This is a genomic window from Bartonella sp. AC158YNML, assembly GCF_042196725.1.
In the GTDB taxonomy this organism is placed as follows: Bacteria; Pseudomonadota; Alphaproteobacteria; order Rhizobiales; family Rhizobiaceae; genus Bartonella.
This window is the reverse complement of the sequence record NZ_JBHIQU010000008.1, coordinates 1-16,811: the sequence shown is the minus strand read 5'-3', so window position 1 is coordinate 16,811 and position 16,811 is coordinate 1. Positions and strand designations below refer to the sequence as shown.

General features: G+C 41.2%; 29 protein-coding genes. All 29 read right to left on the bottom strand.

All coding sequences use genetic code 11. From position 1 onward, the window contains the following. Positions 1-5: 5 nt before the first annotated feature. The gene (locus tag ACFIM1_RS05815) at positions 6-1,400 is read right to left on the bottom strand and encodes a DegQ family serine endoprotease (RefSeq protein WP_375609448.1); all 1,395 of its coding nucleotides are present in this window, start codon (positions 1,398-1,400) and stop codon (positions 6-8) included. A gap of 270 nt (positions 1,401-1,670) precedes the next feature. Further along, positions 1,671-2,099: a 50S ribosomal protein L17 gene (gene rplQ / locus ACFIM1_RS05810; RefSeq protein WP_375606705.1), complete on the bottom strand. Its 429-nt coding sequence runs from the start codon at positions 2,097-2,099 to the stop codon at positions 1,671-1,673. 24 nt (positions 2,100-2,123) lie between these two features. Then, positions 2,124-3,137: a DNA-directed RNA polymerase subunit alpha gene (locus ACFIM1_RS05805; protein ID WP_375609447.1), complete on the bottom strand. Its 1,014-nt coding sequence runs from the start codon at positions 3,135-3,137 to the stop codon at positions 2,124-2,126. A 95-nt stretch (positions 3,138-3,232) separates the two neighbouring features. Continuing rightward, complete coding sequence (gene rpsK, locus ACFIM1_RS05800) at positions 3,233-3,622, bottom strand: 30S ribosomal protein S11 (RefSeq protein WP_007347762.1); 390 nt, start codon at positions 3,620-3,622, stop codon at positions 3,233-3,235. 115 nt (positions 3,623-3,737) lie between these two features. Then, complete coding sequence (rpsM, locus tag ACFIM1_RS05795; RefSeq protein WP_375608626.1) at positions 3,738-4,106, bottom strand: 30S ribosomal protein S13; 369 nt, start codon at positions 4,104-4,106, stop codon at positions 3,738-3,740. 177 nt (positions 4,107-4,283) lie between these two features. Then, positions 4,284-4,862 (bottom strand): adenylate kinase, encoded by a 579-nt coding sequence (locus ACFIM1_RS05790; RefSeq protein WP_375608625.1) that lies wholly within the window; start codon positions 4,860-4,862, stop codon positions 4,284-4,286. Then, positions 4,859-6,205: a preprotein translocase subunit SecY gene (secY, locus tag ACFIM1_RS05785; RefSeq protein WP_375609486.1), complete on the bottom strand. Its 1,347-nt coding sequence runs from the start codon at positions 6,203-6,205 to the stop codon at positions 4,859-4,861. Before secY ends, ACFIM1_RS05790 begins: the two co-directional genes overlap by 4 nt. A gap of 162 nt (positions 6,206-6,367) precedes the next feature. After that, entirely contained in the window at positions 6,368-6,835 is a 468-nt protein-coding gene (rplO, locus tag ACFIM1_RS05780) for a 50S ribosomal protein L15 (RefSeq protein WP_375606708.1), read from the bottom strand. Between the two features lie 20 nt (positions 6,836-6,855). Continuing rightward, positions 6,856-7,062, bottom strand: coding sequence for a 50S ribosomal protein L30 (gene rpmD / locus ACFIM1_RS05775; RefSeq protein ID WP_375606709.1), 207 nt, complete (start codon positions 7,060-7,062; stop codon positions 6,856-6,858). A gap of 31 nt (positions 7,063-7,093) precedes the next feature. After that, positions 7,094-7,642, bottom strand: a complete 549-nt coding sequence (rpsE, locus tag ACFIM1_RS05770) for a 30S ribosomal protein S5 (RefSeq protein WP_375609446.1) — start codon at positions 7,640-7,642, stop codon at positions 7,094-7,096. 111 nt (positions 7,643-7,753) lie between these two features. After that, positions 7,754-8,116 (bottom strand): 50S ribosomal protein L18, encoded by a 363-nt coding sequence (gene rplR, locus ACFIM1_RS05765; RefSeq protein ID WP_375608623.1) that lies wholly within the window; start codon positions 8,114-8,116, stop codon positions 7,754-7,756. Positions 8,117-8,128: 12 nt separating this feature from the next. Next, a complete protein-coding gene (rplF, locus tag ACFIM1_RS05760) occupies positions 8,129-8,662 on the bottom strand; it encodes a 50S ribosomal protein L6 (RefSeq protein WP_375608622.1) in 534 nt (177 codons plus the stop codon). A gap of 39 nt (positions 8,663-8,701) precedes the next feature. Continuing rightward, on the bottom strand, positions 8,702-9,100 hold the full coding sequence (rpsH, locus tag ACFIM1_RS05755) for a 30S ribosomal protein S8 (RefSeq protein WP_375606711.1): 399 nt from the start codon (positions 9,098-9,100) through the stop codon (positions 8,702-8,704). A 14-nt stretch (positions 9,101-9,114) separates the two neighbouring features. Beyond that, positions 9,115-9,420, bottom strand: a complete 306-nt coding sequence (gene rpsN / locus ACFIM1_RS05750) for a 30S ribosomal protein S14 (RefSeq protein ID WP_375606712.1) — start codon at positions 9,418-9,420, stop codon at positions 9,115-9,117. Between the two features lie 24 nt (positions 9,421-9,444). After that, the gene (gene rplE, locus ACFIM1_RS05745) at positions 9,445-10,002 is read right to left on the bottom strand and encodes a 50S ribosomal protein L5 (protein WP_375606713.1); all 558 of its coding nucleotides are present in this window, start codon (positions 10,000-10,002) and stop codon (positions 9,445-9,447) included. Beyond that, positions 9,995-10,309, bottom strand: a complete 315-nt coding sequence (gene rplX, locus ACFIM1_RS05740; RefSeq protein ID WP_273760562.1) for a 50S ribosomal protein L24 — start codon at positions 10,307-10,309, stop codon at positions 9,995-9,997. The genes rplE and rplX overlap by 8 nt, the downstream gene beginning before the upstream one ends. A gap of 12 nt (positions 10,310-10,321) precedes the next feature. After that, positions 10,322-10,690 carry a 50S ribosomal protein L14 gene (rplN, locus tag ACFIM1_RS05735; protein WP_004855715.1) on the bottom strand — a complete coding sequence of 123 codons (369 nt, stop codon included), beginning with the start codon at positions 10,688-10,690 and terminating at the stop codon, positions 10,322-10,324. Between the two features lie 144 nt (positions 10,691-10,834). Further along, the gene (gene rpsQ, locus ACFIM1_RS05730; RefSeq protein WP_012231991.1) at positions 10,835-11,074 is read right to left on the bottom strand and encodes a 30S ribosomal protein S17; all 240 of its coding nucleotides are present in this window, start codon (positions 11,072-11,074) and stop codon (positions 10,835-10,837) included. Between the two features lie 11 nt (positions 11,075-11,085). After that, positions 11,086-11,286, bottom strand: coding sequence for a 50S ribosomal protein L29 (rpmC, locus tag ACFIM1_RS05725; RefSeq protein ID WP_375606714.1), 201 nt, complete (start codon positions 11,284-11,286; stop codon positions 11,086-11,088). 12 nt (positions 11,287-11,298) lie between these two features. After that, entirely contained in the window at positions 11,299-11,712 is a 414-nt protein-coding gene (gene rplP / locus ACFIM1_RS05720) for a 50S ribosomal protein L16 (protein WP_375606715.1), read from the bottom strand. Positions 11,713-11,748: 36 nt separating this feature from the next. After that, positions 11,749-12,459: a 30S ribosomal protein S3 gene (gene rpsC / locus ACFIM1_RS05715; RefSeq protein WP_375606716.1), complete on the bottom strand. Its 711-nt coding sequence runs from the start codon at positions 12,457-12,459 to the stop codon at positions 11,749-11,751. Then, the gene (rplV, locus tag ACFIM1_RS05710; RefSeq protein ID WP_273791407.1) at positions 12,459-12,848 is read right to left on the bottom strand and encodes a 50S ribosomal protein L22; all 390 of its coding nucleotides are present in this window, start codon (positions 12,846-12,848) and stop codon (positions 12,459-12,461) included. The genes rpsC and rplV overlap by 1 nt, the downstream gene beginning before the upstream one ends. 2 nt (positions 12,849-12,850) lie before the next feature. After that, positions 12,851-13,129 carry a 30S ribosomal protein S19 gene (gene rpsS / locus ACFIM1_RS05705; RefSeq protein ID WP_004855734.1) on the bottom strand — a complete coding sequence of 93 codons (279 nt, stop codon included), beginning with the start codon at positions 13,127-13,129 and terminating at the stop codon, positions 12,851-12,853. 15 nt (positions 13,130-13,144) lie between these two features. Next, positions 13,145-13,978 carry a 50S ribosomal protein L2 gene (gene rplB / locus ACFIM1_RS05700; RefSeq protein ID WP_375609445.1) on the bottom strand — a complete coding sequence of 278 codons (834 nt, stop codon included), beginning with the start codon at positions 13,976-13,978 and terminating at the stop codon, positions 13,145-13,147. A 20-nt stretch (positions 13,979-13,998) separates the two neighbouring features. Next, the gene (locus ACFIM1_RS05695) at positions 13,999-14,292 is read right to left on the bottom strand and encodes a 50S ribosomal protein L23 (RefSeq protein ID WP_375606718.1); all 294 of its coding nucleotides are present in this window, start codon (positions 14,290-14,292) and stop codon (positions 13,999-14,001) included. Continuing rightward, complete coding sequence (rplD, locus tag ACFIM1_RS05690) at positions 14,289-14,909, bottom strand: 50S ribosomal protein L4 (RefSeq protein WP_375609444.1); 621 nt, start codon at positions 14,907-14,909, stop codon at positions 14,289-14,291. The genes ACFIM1_RS05695 and rplD overlap by 4 nt, the downstream gene beginning before the upstream one ends. 2 nt (positions 14,910-14,911) lie before the next feature. After that, entirely contained in the window at positions 14,912-15,649 is a 738-nt protein-coding gene (gene rplC, locus ACFIM1_RS05685) for a 50S ribosomal protein L3 (RefSeq protein ID WP_273791404.1), read from the bottom strand. Between the two features lie 27 nt (positions 15,650-15,676). After that, a complete protein-coding gene (rpsJ, locus tag ACFIM1_RS05680) occupies positions 15,677-15,985 on the bottom strand; it encodes a 30S ribosomal protein S10 (RefSeq protein ID WP_005773267.1) in 309 nt (102 codons plus the stop codon). Between the two features lie 61 nt (positions 15,986-16,046). Continuing rightward, positions 16,047-16,811: elongation factor Tu (locus ACFIM1_RS05675; protein WP_375609443.1), on the bottom strand; the 765-nt coding region annotated here is incomplete at its 5' end.

Sequence of the window (16,811 nt, the reverse complement as noted above, 5' to 3'; positions counted from 1 at the left end):
AAACCTCAACGAATAAATTGGCGAATATACATACCATCACGTTCATATTCCAATTGCCAAGTACGCGAACGAGCTTGCATAAGAATCTTTTTCAACTGATGAACTGTTTGAATTTTATGGCCATTGATCACACGTAGAATATCTCCTGACCGAAAAATTCCAGCAGCATTGCTCATTTCATCAAGATTGGTAATCACAACACCTTTTGCAGATATAGGAAGATTAAAACGTCGACTATTTTGCGGCGTTAAATCTAACACTTCAGCACCAGCAAGAGGATTTTCACCCGTAATTTTTTCAGATTTTAAAAATTCAGTTTCCGAAATCGATGAAAGCATTATTTGTGTTTTTAAAGTTTTTCCACTTCGTAAATATTCTAAATCAAGACTATGCCCAATACCCGCAATCATCAAACGATACCCAAGACTATCTGGACTATCAACGCGCATCCCCTGCACACTCAAAATGACATCGCCCACTTTCAAACCAGCTTTTTCAGCGGGACTATCTTTGATAACTTCAACAATAAGAGCACCATAGGGACGTTCTAAACCTAACCCACCAGCAATATCAGGCGTAACATTTTGAAAAGATGCCCCAATATAAGGCGGCACAAAATATTTTCCACCGCGTTTAACAGTATCAAGCATCACTTTTACAAGATTAACTGGAATAGCAAAACCAATCCCTACAGAACCACCCGAACGCGAATAAATAGCCGTATTAATCCCGATTAACTCACCTTTCATATCAATTAAAGCGCCACCAGAATTCCCTGGATTAATGGCAGCGTCTGTTTGAATAAAAAAGTCAAAATCAGAAATTCCAACACGTGTACGCGCTTGCGCTGAAACAATTCCACTAGTAACCGTTTGACCAACACCAAAAGGATTACCAATAGCAAGAACAAGATCACCAACTTCAACAGCATCAGAATTTCCCAAAGGCAAAACGGGAAATTGAGCATCTTTTGCATCAACTTCAAGAACAGCAATATCAGTTGCTTCATCTTTGAGTACGATCTTGCTCTCAAACTCGCGCCCATCAGAAAAAGCCACTTTAATTTCGCTTGCATCTTTAATGACGTGGTAATTTGTAACAATCAAACCCCGTGCATCAACAATCACCCCTGATCCTAATGACGATTGCTTACGGACAGGAAAATTATTTTGAAAACGACCAAAAAATTGCTCAAAAAATGGATCACCCTCAAAAGGTGATCGTGCTCTAATTTGTCGAGCTGCATAAATATTTACAACAGATGGAACTGTCTTTTTAACTAACGGAGCAAATGAAAGAGTCATTTCTTTTTGTGTTTGAGGGATATGAGCATATGCATGATCAAATGATATCGGTATCATAATCGCCCAAAAAAGCCGCACCCAAAAAGAATACCTCATAATCTACTCCTTATAAAATCAGCACATTCTGTTGAAAATTAATAGAATTAAAAAAACACATCCCCGCAAATTAAGGACCTCTATTAATATTTCATAATAGAGAATAAAAACAACCTATTTAAACAATAAATATTATAAAAATAAAATAATTCAATATTCTATAACTTTCTCTCTGCATCTATTATTTCAAGTAAAATAACTTAAAAATTCCCGCAAAAAAACCGCCCAAAGACAAGGCGGCCTTTTAAAATTCAACAGAATAAAAAAACTTTACGAAGAAGTTTCCTTTTCATTCTCAGAAGCTTCCATACGAATGCGATCCCCAGCCCCTTTCGCTTCGACATCACGATCAACAAATTCTATAACAGCCATGGGCGCATTATCACCGGTACGAAACCCTGCTTTCATAATACGTAAATACCCACCGTTGCGTGATGCATAACGTGGCGCAAGCGTATCAAATAATTTTGCAACCTTCCCTGCATCACGAAGTGCTGCAATTGCTTGTCGACGCGCATGCAAACCACCACGCTTACCAAGAGTAACGAGTTTTTCAACAATAGGACGAATTTCCTTAGCCTTTGGCAATGTTGTTACAATCTGCTCATGCTCAATCAACGAAGTTGCCATATTTGCAAACATCGCTTTACGGTGACTGGCAGTCCGATTCAACTTGCGGCCTGACTTACTATGGCGCATAAGCCCTCTCCTTAAATTCTAATTTTAATACTGATCTTCATAGCGTTTAGCAAGATCATCAATGTTTTCAGGCGGCCATGCAGGAATTTCCATCCCAAGATGTAAACCCATACACGCCAAAACTTCTTTAATTTCATTCAACGATTTGCGACCAAAATTTGGTGTCCGAAGCATTTCAGTCTCCGTTTTTTGAATAAGATCACCAATATAAACAATATTATCATTTTTAAGACAATTTGCTGAACGAACTGAAAGTTCTAATTCATCCACTTTTTTGAGAAGTGCAGGATTAAAAGAAAGCTCAGAATCAGTCTCTTCAACAGCCTCCTTCTGTGGCTCTTCAAAGTTAATAAATAATGATAATTGATCTTGAAGAATACGTGCGGCAAAAGCAACAGCATCTTCTCCATTAACAGCACCATTTGTTTCAATCGTCAACGTTAATTTATCATAATCCAGAACTTGACCTTCACGCGTATTTTCTACCTTGTAAGATACTTTACGAATTGGTGAATAGAGACTATCAATTGGAATAAGTCCTATGCGCGCATCATCAACACAATTACGATCCGATGGAACATAGCCTTTTCCTGTATTAACAATAAACTCCATACGAATTTCAGCATCTTCATCAAGAGTACAAATAACATGATCTGGATTTAGAATTTCCATATCTCCAACGGTATTGATATCTCCCGCTCTCACAACACCAGGACCCTCTTTATAAACAACGACACGCTTAGGCCCCTCTTCTTGCATACGAAGCGCAATCTCTTTGATATTCAAAATAATATCTGTAACATCTTCACGAACACCAGGAATTGACGAAAATTCATGTAAGACACCGTCAATCTGCACAGCAGTAATAGCCGCACCACGAAGCGAAGATAACAAGACACGACGAAGCGCATTTCCTAACGTTAAGCCAAAGCCCCGCTCAAGAGGTTCAGCAATCACGCTCGTAATATTTGGATTATCATGCGCACATGACTCAACCTTATTGGGTTTAATAAGTTCCTGCCAGTTTTTCTGGATCATATTTTTATTCCCGTTCTTTAGTTCCGTTACCATTCAATCGTAACGACCAATGTGAACATCAGAGAAATCTCCGACAACAAAAAAACAACACCCAATTAAACACGCCGCCTTTTTCGAGGACGACATCCATTATGAGGAATTGGTGTTACATCACGAATAGAAGTAATGACAAAACCAACAGATTGCAACGCACGTAGAGCAGATTCACGCCCTGAGCCAGGACCACAAACTTCAACTTCCAAAGAACGCATACCGTGCTCTTGCGCTTTCCTCGCACAATCTTCCGCAGCAACTTGAGCGGCAAAAGGTGTAGATTTACGGGCCCCTTTAAATCCCTGAGCACCAGCAGACGACCATGCAATCGCATTTCCCTGAGCATCAGTAATAGTAATCATTGTGTTATTAAATGTTGAATTAATATGTACAACACCCGATGAAATATTTTTACGTTCGCGACGACGAACACGTGTGGCTTCCTTGGCCATAATTTCCCTTTCAACGATCTCATCACTGCCGTAACATCAGCAGCTCCACCTTACTTTTCCTTGTCAAACAAATAGAACAAAAAAAGAATATATAAAAAACCTTATACAAATACCCTTATTTCTTCTTACCGGCAATTGCCTTAGCAGGCCCCTTACGCGTACGAGCATTCGTATGCGTACGCTGTCCTCGGACAGGCAAAGACCGACGATGCCGCAATCCACGATAACAACCAAGGTCCATCAAACGCTTAACATTCATAGCCACTTCACGACGAAGATCACCTTCAACTTGATAGCCCTGATCTATCGCCTCACGAATCTGCAACACTTCGGCATCTGAAAGTTCATGCACACGACGCCCTATGGGAATGCCAACCCGTTCAATAATTTCCTGAGCAAATTTTGGTCCAATCCCGTGGATATATTGAAGTGCAATAATTACACGCTTATTTGTCGGGATATTGACTCCAGCAATACGAGCCACGTTCACTCTCCTTAGTTATGTTGACAAATTGGCATCAAATACCTGATGTACCTTACAAAAAAATAGACTCAGAATAAAATTCTTCCGAATCCTCTTACTTCACTGAAATAAATTGAATTTATTTGTGATAGATTTCATCTCAAAAGTCAACTCTTTTCATTTACTTCTAAAAAAATCTTATGAAAGAAACCCTCTAATCATACGTGCCACTTCAGCAACACCAATCATTCCATCAACGACCTTTAACATTCCCCTCTCCGAATAAAATTTTGATAAGGGAGCTGTTTTTTCACGATATTCTACTAATCTTTTTGCAAAAACAACAGGATTGTCATCTAAGCGAACCTGTCCACCAGCCGCTATTGTTTCCTGAACACGCATCTTCATACGTTCAATCAACACGTCTTCATCAACACGTAACTCAATAACAGCATCAAGCTGCATGTTTTTTAACTCTAATATCTGTTGTAACGCTTCTGCCTGCTGCACAGTTCGTGGATACCCATCCAAAACAAAACCATTTATACAATCAGTTTCATCAATCCGATCTGATACGATTTGGTTAACAATGCTATCAGGAACTAAAGAACCAGAGCTTATAATACTCTTAGTTTTTTTACCAATTTCCGTTTCTTTAGTAATAACCTCACGCAACATATCTCCTGTTGATAAATGAGGAATGTTATATTCTTCAGTCAACATTTTAGCTTGCGTCCCTTTCCCCGCTCCAGGAGGACCTAAAAGAATAATCCTCATCGATTCCTTCTACCTCCACGAAGTTTTGATTTTTTTATCAACCCTTCATATTGGTGAGCAACAAGGTATCCCTGAATTTGAGCAACTGTATCAAGTGTGACAGTAACAACAATCAACAAGGACGTCCCCCCAAGATAAAAAGGAACCTGTAATGCAGATATCATAAATTCAGGCAACAAACAAACCAAGATGATATAAAGTGCCCCCACAACAGTAATACGTGTCAAAACGTAATCAATATATTGGGCTGTGCGTTCACCTGGACGAATCCCTGGAATAAAACCAGAATGTTTTTTCAACTGATCTGCAGTATCACTTGGATTAAACACTATCGCCGTATAAAAAAAGCAGAAAAACGCCATTAAAAATGCATAAACGATCATATAAAGTGGCTGTCCATGACCAAGAGAATAAGAAATAGCCTGAACCCATTGTGGCATTTTATCAGAAAAGTTATTAATAGTAGCTGGTAATAACAATAAAGATGAAGCAAAAATAGGTGGAATAACACCAGCAGTATTCAACTTTAAAGGAAGATGCGACATATCGCCTTGAAACATTTGATTACCAACCTGACGCTTCGGGTACTGAATAAGAATTCGCCGTTGCGCACGCTCTATAAAAACAATAAGTCCGATAACCGAAACAGCAATAAGGACGATCCCTATTAAAAGAAAAGTTGATAAATCAGCTTGGCTATGAGCTGTTAAAAGCTGAGCAAAAGTAGAAGGAAAGTTAGCTACAATTCCTGTAAAAATGATGAGAGAAACCCCATTACCAACACCGCGTGACGTAATTTGCTCGCCAAGCCACATGAGAAACATTGTCCCACCAACAAGTGTAATAACAGAAGAGATACGAAACATCAGACCTGGTTCTAAAACAATTTGAAGCCCTGTCCCTATACCGCTTTCAAGCGCAACCGCGATACCGAAAGCTTGTAGAATTGCCAATACAACTGTTACATAACGCGTATACTGATTAATAATCTTACGACCTAATTCCCCTTCTTTTTTAAGAGTCTCCAAAGAAGGAATAATAGATGTTAACAACTGTACAATAATAGATGCTGAGATATAAGGCATGATACCCAGCGCAAAAATCGCCATACGCCCAACAGCACCTCCTGCAAACATATTAAAGAGTCCTAATACACCTGATGCATGATGTTCAAAGGTTTGCCGTAAAGCATCAATATTAATACCTGGAAGAGAGATATAAGTGCCAAAACGATAGACAAGAAGTGCCGCCAGAGTAAACCAGATGCGTTTCTTTAATTCAGTTGCACGCGAAAAGGTACCGAAGTTTATATTGGAAGCAAATTGCTCTGCTGCTGATGCCATAAAACGTCTCCACTTCACACTCCAGTTCTTTAAATCACAGAAGTATAACCCTAAAACTCATATCTTTATACAAGAATAAATGCGGAACTTAAAAAATTCCACACAAAACATTTTGCAGAATATATATAACCCTTCTTCAGATCTCTACTCATATCAAAAAAATTATTGAACAACATCAGGAAAAATAATCTGACCACCCACTTTTTCAACTTTAACACGAGTAGCTTCTGAAGCTCCAGAAACATGAAAGATAATCTTAGCTTTCAAATCACCATCAGAAAGAAGACGAACCCCATCCTTTTTACGACGAATAATACCAGCCTCTTTCAAAGCAATCATATCAACAGGCTTTTCAATATCCAACTTTCCTGCATCAACGGCTGACTGAATACGTCCCAAAGAAACTTCATTATAGGTTTTGGCGAAGAAATTCTTAAATCCACGTTTCGGTAAACGACGATAGATAGGCATTTGCCCACCTTCAAAACCATTAAGGGAAACACCAGAACGTGACCTTTGTCCTTTGACACCGCGACCACCAGTCTTACCAATACCCGAGCCAATACCTCGTCCAACACGCTTACGATTTTTTGTTGCGCCTTCGCAATCACGCAGTTCATTGAGTTTCATATCTAATACTCCTGCAACCCTTAATCTTCATCTATAACGCGAACAAGATGCCGAACCTGAGCAATCATACCCCGTACACAAAGTGTATCTTCTAAAACACGCCGCCGACGCATCTTATTTAATCCAAGCCCTTTTAAGGTTGCACGCTGAATCTGTGATTTTCGAATAGGGCTTCCAATTTGCTCTACCATCACAGTTTTACCACTCTGAGATTTTTTTTGAACCATTTCCTAATTCCTTTTCTGATAATCTCAGAAACTACCCTTCTACATCAACTAAATGGCGACGACGCGCCTGCAAAGTTGAGTATTTTATACCACGCTGAGCAGCAATATCTCGAGGATGCATTTGATGTTTCAATGCATCAAATGTTGCACGAACCATGTTATAAGGGTTCGAAGATCCTAATGATTTTGCAACAACATCCTGCATACCAAGAGCTTCAAAAATAGCCCGCATCGGCCCCCCAGCAATAATCCCAGTACCCGCAGAAGCTGAACGCAATAAAACACGCCCCGCTCCGTGACGACCTTCAAGATCATGATGCAATGTGCGTCCAGACCGAAGCGGAACATAAATCATCCCACGCTTTGCAGATTCCGTTGCTTTACGAACAGCTTCCGGAACTTCACGAGCTTTACCATGACCAAAACCCACACGCCCTTTTTGATCTCCAACAACAACAAGAGCAGCAAAACCAAAACGCCGTCCACCCTTTACAACTTTAGCAACACGATTAATATGAACGAGCCTATCGACAAACTCACTATCGCGTTCTTCTCTTTCACTACGTTCTTTTTGTGCCATTCCTCATTCCTTTTTCTTTTCCGGAAGCACGATAATAAAGCTCCTCATCAAACCAGAAGAACCTAAATGAAATGCTCTAAACTCTCCTTACGCACTCATAAAGAGGAAATTTTAGAAATTCAAACCACCTTCACGAGCAGCTTCAGCCAAAGCCTTGACACGACCGTGGTACACATAGGCTCCACGATCAAAAACCACGTCGCTCACACCAACTTGCTTCGCACGTTCAGCAATTAACTTACCAACAGCAAAGGCAGCTTCTTTATCAGCACCACTCTTTAACGACTTCTTTAAATCACTTTCAAGAGTAGAAGCTGAAACAAGTGTACATCCCCGTAAATCATCGATAACTTGAGCATAAATATTCTGATTTGAACGATAAATACTAAGTCGAGGACGATTATGAGAAACCATTTTGATCCTACGACGAACACGTCTTGCACGACGCCGGATAATGTCCTTAGATGAAACCATAATACAAAATCCTTATTTCTTTTTACCTTCTTTACGGAAGATATGTTCATCTGCATGTTTAACGCCTTTACCCTTATAAGGCTCAGGTCTACGATACTCGCGAATCTCTGCTGCGACTTGCCCAACTTGCTGTTTATTAATTCCAGAAACAACAATCTCCGTGGGCTTAGGAACAGTTACAGTAACACCTGATGGAACTTTATAAACCACATCATGCGAAAAACCTAAAGATAGTTGAACATCCTTACCCTGCAAAGCAGCACGATAACCAACCCCATTGATTTCCAATCTCTTTTCAAAACCATCTTTTACACCACAAAAAATGTTTTCAATCATTGAGCGCGACATACCCCATTTAGAGCGCGCATCTTTTGATTGATCCCGCGGCGCAACTGATATAACATTTTCCTCAAGTTTGACTAAGACTTCATCATTAACGACGTAACTGAGTTCACCTTTTGGACCTTTTGCCTTAACCAGCTGACCTTCAACAGTAGCAGTAACTCCAGAAGGAATTGAAATGGGTTTCTTTCCAATACGAGACATTGTTCTAACCTACTTTTTCTTCCGTTTTCTTGACATAACTTAGAAAACACGACAAAGGAGTTCTCCACCAACATTCTGTTCACGCGCTTCATGATCCGCCATAACGCCTTTAGGAGTCGATAAAATCGAAATACCTAAACCATTTGCCACCTGCGGAAGCGACTTAGCGGAAACATACACACGACGACCTGGCTTTGACACACGTGAAATCTCACGAATAGCAGCCAACCCTTCAAAATACTTCAACTCGATTTCAATTTCAGCTTTTCCATCACCTAAATCAACGCGATTATATCCCCGAATATAACCTTCTGACTGCAAAACATCAAGAACGTGTGCACGAAGCTTCGAAGCCGGAGTAACCACTTTGCCTTTTTTACGACCAAGTGCATTACGAATACGTGTTAACATATCACCAAGAGGATCTGACATAGACATTGAATAATCTCCTCTTACCAACTAGACTTTACAATACCAGGGATATGGCCTACAGAGCCAAGTTCACGCAATGCAATTCGCGACATTTTTAACTTACGGTAATAAGCCCGTGGACGACCTGAAACCTCACAGCGATTACGAACACGAACTTTTGCAGAATTACGTGGCAATTCTGCTAATTGAACGGAAGCTTTAAAGCGTTCTTCAAGAGAAACCTTCTGATCCATCACTATTGCTTTCAAACGTGCACGACGTGCAGCATAACGCTTCACCATCACCTCACGACGTTTATTTTTTTCAACGGCACTTACTTTGGCCATAATTTCACCTCGCTACGTTTGCCGTTACGAACGAAAAGGAAAATTAAAAGCACGCAATAGTTCACGAGCTTCATCATCCGTTTTTGCTGTCGTACAAACGATAATATCCATGCCCCAAATTTGATCAACTTTATCATAGTTAATTTCTGGAAACACAATGTGTTCTTTAATACCCATAGCAAAATTGCCACGACCATCAAAGCTTTTTGGATTTAAACCACGAAAGTCACGAACCCGCGGAAGAGCAATCGTAACAAGACGATCTAAAAACTCAAACATACGATCTTTACGCAATGTAACTTTAGCCCCAAGAGGCATTCCTTCACGAACCTTAAAGGTTGCAATAGAATTACGTGCACGCGTAATAACGGCCTTCTGTCCTGTTATAAGTCCTAAATCCTCAGCAGCAAGGGAAGGCTTTTTCGAATCAGCAGTCGCTTCACCTATCCCCATATTTATCACAATTTTATCAATCCGCGGAATTTGCATCGCATTTTTGTAATTAAACTTTTCTTGAAGTGTTTTACGGATCACTTCAAAATAATGCGCTTTCATACGCGGTATTTGTCTTTCCTCAGCCATTAATCAACTCTCCCGAACGCTTGGCAAAACGCACTTTATTACCATCTGCATTCATACGAAAACCTACACGTGTAGGCTTACCATCTTTAGGATCAGCAATCGCCAAATTAGACAGATGAATTGGAGCTTCCTTAGAAATAATTCCAGCCTCTTGCTTCTGCGTTTGACGTTGATGACGTTTAATCATATTAACCCCACGAACAAAAGCCTTATTATCTTTCGGATTAACCTTAATTACTTCACCACTACATCCTTTATCCTTACCGGATAAAACAACAACTTTATCACCTTTTCGAATCTTCTGCATAACATCTACTCCTTACAGCACTTCAGGAGCGAGAGAGATGATCTTCATATGATTCCTACCACGCAATTCACGAGGAACAGGTCCAAAAATACGCGTACCGATCGGCTCTTTTTTATTATCCACTAAAACCGCAGCATTACTATCAAAACGAATGACACTACCATCTGCGCGACGAATATCCTTAGCAGTACGAACCACAACAGCTTTCATAACATCACCTTTTTTAACACGGCCACGAGGAATTGCATCCTTAACCGAAACAACAATAATGTCACCGACCGAAGCATATTTCCGCTTTGAACCGCCTAACACTTTGATGCACATGACACGACGCGCTCCAGAATTATCAGCAACGTCGAGGTTTGTTTGCATCTGAATCATGACTGGCCACCTTCTCTTAACACATATATCCGATTGTATCTTTTACACACTCGGATTTGCCTGCCAAATAACGATAAAGTTATCGCCTTCAAATTTATCAATGATAACCACACTGTTAAATTCTAAAACAATAAGCTTAACTCATTACGCTACATTGTCTTTTACAACAATCCAACATTTATCTTTCGAAATTGGTCTAGATTCTTGAATAGAAACTTGATCCCCAATCTTGAATTGGTTGTTTTCGTCATGCGCTTTATAATTTTTAGACTGCCGAACAGTCTTCTTAAGAAGCGGATGAGAATAACGGCGTTCAACTTTGACAACAACAGTCTTATCACTTTTGTCGCTAATAACAACACCCTGCAAAACGCGTTTAGGCATCTCTTATTTCCTTAAACCTTACTTTCACTTATCTTTTGACGAAGAAAAGTTTTAATACGCGCAATATCACGACGAACTTGTCTAACGCGCGCAGTCTTTTCTAATTGACCTGTTGCTTTTTGAAAACGCAAATTAAATTGCTCTTTCTTTAACTTAGCCAATTCATCTTTCATTTGATCGAGCGTTTGCGCCCGTAATTCTGTGGCTCTCATCGCTTAACCTCATTATTCAGCAATACGCTGGATGAAACGCGTTTTTATAGGCAACTTTGCAGCACCCAATCTTAGTGCTTCACGTGCAACATCCTCCGGAACACCATCAAGCTCAAACATGACGCGCCCAGGAGCAACACGTGCAGCCCAATAATCAACACTTCCCTTACCTTTACCCATACGAACTTCAGTCGGTTTAGATGTAACCGGAAGATCTGGAAAAATGCGAATCCACACACGACCAGAACGCTTCATATAACGTGTAATCGCACGACGCGCCGCTTCAATTTGACGAGCAGTAACCCGCTCCGGCTCAACAGCCTTCAAACCGTAGGCACCGAAATTCAAATCCGTACCACCCTTCGAAAAACCGTGAATACGGCCTTTGAACTGTTTACGGAACTTTGTGCGCTTTGGCTGCAACATTGTTCTCTACTCCAAAATTTAGTTCAATCTCAAAAACTAAGCATTTTCGCGGCGACGATTCGATGAAGAACCAGATTGATCAACTTCCGTAGCACGACGTTCTGAAGCCATCGGATCATGCTCAAGAATCTCACCCTTAAAGACCCAAACTTTAATACCACAAATACCATAAGCGGTCTTAGCTTCTGCTGTACCGTAATCAACATCAGAACGCAAGGTATGAAGTGGAACACGACCTTCACGATACCATTCCATACGAGCAATTTCAGCACCACCAAGACGGCCAGAACAATTGATACGAATACCTTCCGCACCAAGACGCATAGCAGACTGAACAGCACGCTTCATTGCACGACGAAAAGCAACACGACGCTCTAACTGTTGAGCAATTGATTGCGCAATAATTGTTGCATCAATCTCCGGTTTACGAATCTCCACAATATTCAATGAAGTTTCAGCATCCGTCATTTCTGAGAGTTTATGACGAAGCTTTTCGATATCAGCACCTTTTTTACCAATAATCAAACCAGGACGTGCAGAATGAATCGTAATACGACACTTTTTATGAGGACGCTCAATAACGACCTTAGAAATAGCCGCCTGTTTAAGCTCCTCAAGCACATACGAACGAATTTTCAAATCTTCATGAAGAAGACGTCCATATTCACCACTATCAGCATACCAACGAGAGTCCCAAGTCCGATTAACACCAAGACGAAGTCCTATTGGATTGATCTTCTGACCCATTACGCGGCCTCCACTTTTTCGGTAACTTCACGAACAATAACAGTAAGATGCGAAAATGGACGTTCAATTCTACTCGCACGCCCTCGACCACGAACATGAAAGCGCTTCATCACTATCGACTTACCAACATAAGCTTCCGCCACAACAAGCGAATCAATATCAAGATCGTGGTTATTCTCTGCATTTGCAATTGCTGATTCAAGCGTTTTTTTCACAGTAGCAGCAATACGCTTACGTGAAAACATCAAATCAGCGAGTGCGACATTAACTCTTTTACCACGAATCATTGCAGCAACTAAATTAAGTTTCTGCGGACTAACACGAATTGTCCGCGTGACAGCTCTTGCTTCATTATCTTTAAGTTGGCGCGAAACTTTAGCTTTTCCCATTCCTACTTCCTCTTTGCTTTTTTATCGGCACCATGACCATAATAAGTCCGGGTAGGAGCGAACTCACCAAACTTATGCCCAACCATCTCTTCAGAAACAGAAACAGGAATGTGCTTATTACCGTTGTAAACACCAAAAGTTAAACCAACAAATTGCGGCAAAATAGTAGAGCGACGACTCCATATTTTTATAACTTCATTGCGCCCACTTGCACGTACCTTCTCTGCTTTACCAAGAAGATAGCCGTCAACAAACGGACCTTTCCAAACTGAACGAACCACTTCAGACTACCTTTCTCATTTCTTGCGTTGATGACGCGTACGCATAATAAACTTATCAGTGGCTTTATTAGAGCGCGTACGCTTACCTTTCGTAGGTTTACCCCAAGGAGATACTGGATGGCGCCCCCCTGATGTACGACCTTCACCGCCACCGTGTGGATGATCAACAGGGTTCATAGCAACACCGCGAACATGTGGACGCTTACCACGCCAACGTGACCGACCTGCTTTACCATCATTAATATTCCCATGATCAGGATTTGAAACAGCGCCAACAGTTGCAAAACAGCTACTGGGAACCAAACGCTGTTCACCAGAATTTAAACGAAGAATAGCCATACCATGATCTCGTCCAACCAACTGCGCATAAGCACCTGCTGAACGTGCAATCTGCCCGCCTTTTCCTGGCTTCATCTCAACATTATGAATAATTGTACCTACAGGCATATTAGCAAGAGGCATAGCATTACCCGGCTTAACATCTACATTTAAACCAGCCATAACAGAATCACCAACACCAAGACGCTGTGGTGCAAGAATATAACTCAATTGCCCATCCTCATAACGGATTAAAGCAATAAAAGCGGTACGATTAGGATCATACTCTAAACGCTCAACCTTTGCTGAAACATCACGTTTAAGACGCTTAAAGTCGACAAACCGATAACTACGTTTATGTCCACCACCCTGAAAACGAGCAGTAACACGACCGCGATTATTACGTCCACCCTTTGAAGACAAACCTTCAGTTAATATCTTTACAGGTTTCCCCTTATAAAGGCAAGAACGTTCCACAATAACAAGCTGACGCTGCCCAGGTGTCGTTGGATTAAACTGCTTAAGTGCCATTATTCCTATCTCCGAGCCTCTTAAAGACCTGTCGAAACGTCGATAGTCTGACCACTGGCCAGAGTTACGATCGCTTTTTTGACATCACTCTGCCGACCAACTATACCTTTGAAACGTTTCACTTTACCCTTACGGACTATCGTGTTAACTGCTTTAACTTTTACGCTAAAAAGCGCTTCAACAGCAGCCTTAATCTCAGGCTTCGTCGCTTTCGGCGCGACATTAAAAGCAACTTGATTGTATTCAGAAATCATAGTCGCCTTTTCAGTAATAACTGGACTAATAATTATATCATAATGGCGAAGATCTGTCATTTAAAACGCTCCTCAAGAGCCTCAACAGCTGCTTTTGATAAAACAAGTTTGCTGCGACGCAAAATATCATAAACATTAATTCCCTGAATAGGCAAAATGTCAATATTAGGGATATTAGAGGCTGCACGAAAAAAGTTAATATCAATCTCCTTACCACCAATCAAGAGAGCGTTATTAAATCCAAGCTTAGAAAAATGAGAAACAAGTATTTTCGTTTTAGCATCCTTAACAGTCAACTCATCCACAATAATTAAATCTTTTGCTTTTAATTTCGCAGATAACGCAAGACGCAATCCAAGAGCACGAATTTTTTTAGGAAGATCATGCGCATGGCTACGAACCACCGGTCCATGTGCCTTACCCCCACCTCTAAACTGCGGCGCACGTGCAGATGAATGTCGAGCACGCCCAGTTCCTTTCTGTTTAAACATTTTTGCCCCTGTTCGCGACACATCAGAACGACCTTGGGATTGATGACTTCCCTGCTGACGACGTGCAAGCTGCCAACGAACAACACGTTGCAAAATATCCTCACGCGGAACAAGATCAAAAATAGCTTCAGAAACCTTTAATTTGCCAGCTTCATTACCATCAAGAGTTTTAATTACAAGATCCATTATTAGGCTCCCTCAACTTCAGAGGTTTCCGTCACCGGAGTAACCATTTCCGCTTTCTCCTTCACAAGACGGCGAATACCAGCAGGCTTTGGAGCATTATCAGGAAGACGCTTCTTCACAGCATCCCGTATCAAAATCCAAGAACCTTTAGAACCAGAAACAGCACCACGCACTAAAATTAAACCACGCTCACTATCAGTGGAAATAACTTCAATATTCTGTGTTGTTACACGCACTTGCCCCATATGGCCAGCCATTTTTTTGCCTTTAAAAACTTTACCAGGATCTTGGCACTGCCCTGTAGAACCATGAGCACGATGTGTGATCGAATTACCATGAGAAGCACGATGTCCACCAAAGTTATGTCGTTTCATAACACCAGCAAACCCCTTACCAATACTGGTACCAGTCACATCAACTCTTTGTCCTGGAACAAAATGTTCCACTGTAATCTCAGTACCAACATCAAGAAGATTGTCGGGACTCACACGAAACTCTGCTATTTTGGCTTTAGGCTCAACAGAAGCCTTAGCAAAATGTCCACGAAGAGCTTGTGAAGTATTCTTAACCTTAGCAAAGCCTACACCTAATTGAACAGCAGTATAACCATTCTTTTCAACTGTACGCTGAGCAACGACTTGACAATTCTCCAAACGAAGTACCGTCACCGGCACATGCTCACCAGCATCATTATAAATACGGGTCATGCCCAGCTTCTGTGCTATTACACCTGAACGCATCGGGTCTGTTCCTTCTGTCCTCAAACCTCAGAGCTTAATTTCTACATCCACACCAGCAGAAAGATCGAGCTTCATAAGCGCATCCACTGTTTGCGGCGTTGGATCAACAATATCAAGAAGACGCTTATGTGTTCGCATCTCAAACTGCTCACGACTTTTCTTATCGATATGCGGTCCACGATTGACCGTAAACTTCTCAATCCGCGTAGGAAGCGGAATGGGACCACGGACATTTGCACCGGTACGTTTAGCAGTCGATACGATCTCACGCGTCGACGTATCAAGAATTCTATGATCAAACGCTTTCAAGCGAATGCGAATATTCTGACTGTTCATGCTCTTTATTTCCCTGTTATACAAAGTGCCTTCAATAATCAAAGCACTCAACAAGCATTATTTATTCAATGATCTTAGAGACGATACCGGCACCAACAGTACGACCACCTTCACGAATAGCAAAACGAAGTTTTTCCTCCATCGCTATTGGAACGATCAACGAAACATCCATGGCAACATTATCACCGGGCATAACCATTTCTGTTCCTTCTGGAAGCGTAACAATCCCTGTAACATCCGTCGTACGGAAGTAAAACTGTGGACGATAATTCGTGAAAAAGGGCGTATGACGACCACCTTCATCTTTCGTCAAAATATAAGCCTCTGCTTTAAAGCGGGTATGAGGCGTAACTGATCCTGGCTTCGCCAAAACTTGACCTCGCTCAATCCCTTCACGGTCAACACCACGAAGCAGAGCCCCAATATTATCTCCCGCTTGACCTTGATCCAAAAGCTTGCGGAACATTTCAACACCCGTAACCGTCGTTTTAGATGTCGGACGAATACCGATAATTTCGATCTCCTCTCCAACTTTAATAACTCCACGCTCAACACGACCCGTAACAACAGTCCCACGACCCGAAATCGAAAAAACATCCTCTATCGGCATCAAAAATGGTTGATCAACAGGACGCTCAGGGGTTGGGATATAATTATCAACTTCACTCATTAAAAGACGAACCGCATCTTCACCAATGCTTTTATCTTTATCCTCAAGCGCCGCCAACGCAGAACCCTTAACGATTGGAATATCATCGCCTGGGAAATCATATTTGGATAAAAGTTCCCGAACTTCAAGCTCTACAAGCTCCAAAAGTTCTGCATC

Bases quoted from the DNA above. Each gene is read 5' to 3' on its own strand.
- ACFIM1_RS05815 (WP_375609448.1), bottom strand. From the start codon at position 1,400: ATGAGGTATTCTTTTTGGGTGCGGCTTTTTTGGGCGATTATGATACCG.
- rplQ (WP_375606705.1), bottom strand. From the start codon at position 2,099: ATGCGCCATAGTAAGTCAGGCCGCAAGTTGAATCGGACTGCCAGTCAC.
- ACFIM1_RS05805 (WP_375609447.1), bottom strand. From the start codon at position 3,137: ATGATCCAGAAAAACTGGCAGGAACTTATTAAACCCAATAAGGTTGAG.
- rpsK (WP_007347762.1), bottom strand. From the start codon at position 3,622: ATGGCCAAGGAAGCCACACGTGTTCGTCGTCGCGAACGTAAAAATATT.
- ACFIM1_RS05790 (WP_375608625.1), bottom strand. From the start codon at position 4,862: ATGAGGATTATTCTTTTAGGTCCTCCTGGAGCGGGGAAAGGGACGCAA.
- secY (WP_375609486.1), bottom strand. From the start codon at position 6,205: ATGGCATCAGCAGCAGAGCAATTTGCTTCCAATATAAACTTCGGTACC.
- rplO (WP_375606708.1), bottom strand. From the start codon at position 6,835: ATGAAACTCAATGAACTGCGTGATTGCGAAGGCGCAACAAAAAATCGT.
- rpmD (WP_375606709.1), bottom strand. From the start codon at position 7,062: ATGGTTCAAAAAAAATCTCAGAGTGGTAAAACTGTGATGGTAGAGCAA.
- rpsE (WP_375609446.1), bottom strand. From the start codon at position 7,642: ATGGCACAAAAAGAACGTAGTGAAAGAGAAGAACGCGATAGTGAGTTT.
- rplR (WP_375608623.1), bottom strand. From the start codon at position 8,116: ATGGTTTCATCTAAGGACATTATCCGGCGTCGTGCAAGACGTGTTCGT.
- rplF (WP_375608622.1), bottom strand. From the start codon at position 8,662: ATGTCTCGTATTGGAAAGAAACCCATTTCAATTCCTTCTGGAGTTACT.
- rpsH (WP_375606711.1), bottom strand. From the start codon at position 9,100: ATGTCTATGTCAGATCCTCTTGGTGATATGTTAACACGTATTCGTAAT.
- rpsN (WP_375606712.1), bottom strand. From the start codon at position 9,420: ATGGCCAAAGTAAGTGCCGTTGAAAAAAATAAACGTCGTGAGGTGATG.
- rplE (WP_375606713.1), bottom strand. From the start codon at position 10,002: ATGGCTGAGGAAAGACAAATACCGCGTATGAAAGCGCATTATTTTGAA.
- rplX (WP_273760562.1), bottom strand. From the start codon at position 10,309: ATGCAGAAGATTCGAAAAGGTGATAAAGTTGTTGTTTTATCCGGTAAG.
- rplN (WP_004855715.1), bottom strand. From the start codon at position 10,690: ATGATTCAGATGCAAACAAACCTCGACGTTGCTGATAATTCTGGAGCG.
- rpsQ (WP_012231991.1), bottom strand. From the start codon at position 11,074: ATGCCTAAACGCGTTTTGCAGGGTGTTGTTATTAGCGACAAAAGTGAT.
- rpmC (WP_375606714.1), bottom strand. From the start codon at position 11,286: ATGAGAGCCACAGAATTACGGGCGCAAACGCTCGATCAAATGAAAGAT.
- rplP (WP_375606715.1), bottom strand. From the start codon at position 11,712: ATGTTGCAGCCAAAGCGCACAAAGTTCCGTAAACAGTTCAAAGGCCGT.
- rpsC (WP_375606716.1), bottom strand. From the start codon at position 12,459: ATGGGTCAGAAGATCAATCCAATAGGACTTCGTCTTGGTGTTAATCGG.
- rplV (WP_273791407.1), bottom strand. From the start codon at position 12,848: ATGGGAAAAGCTAAAGTTTCGCGCCAACTTAAAGATAATGAAGCAAGA.
- rplB (WP_375609445.1), bottom strand. From the start codon at position 13,978: ATGGCACTTAAGCAGTTTAATCCAACGACACCTGGGCAGCGTCAGCTT.
- ACFIM1_RS05695 (WP_375606718.1), bottom strand. From the start codon at position 14,292: ATGACAGATCTTCGCCATTATGATATAATTATTAGTCCAGTTATTACT.
- rplD (WP_375609444.1), bottom strand. From the start codon at position 14,909: ATGGATCTTGTAATTAAAACTCTTGATGGTAATGAAGCTGGCAAATTA.
- rplC (WP_273791404.1), bottom strand. From the start codon at position 15,649: ATGCGTTCAGGTGTAATAGCACAGAAGCTGGGCATGACCCGTATTTAT.
- rpsJ (WP_005773267.1), bottom strand. From the start codon at position 15,985: ATGAACAGTCAGAATATTCGCATTCGCTTGAAAGCGTTTGATCATAGA.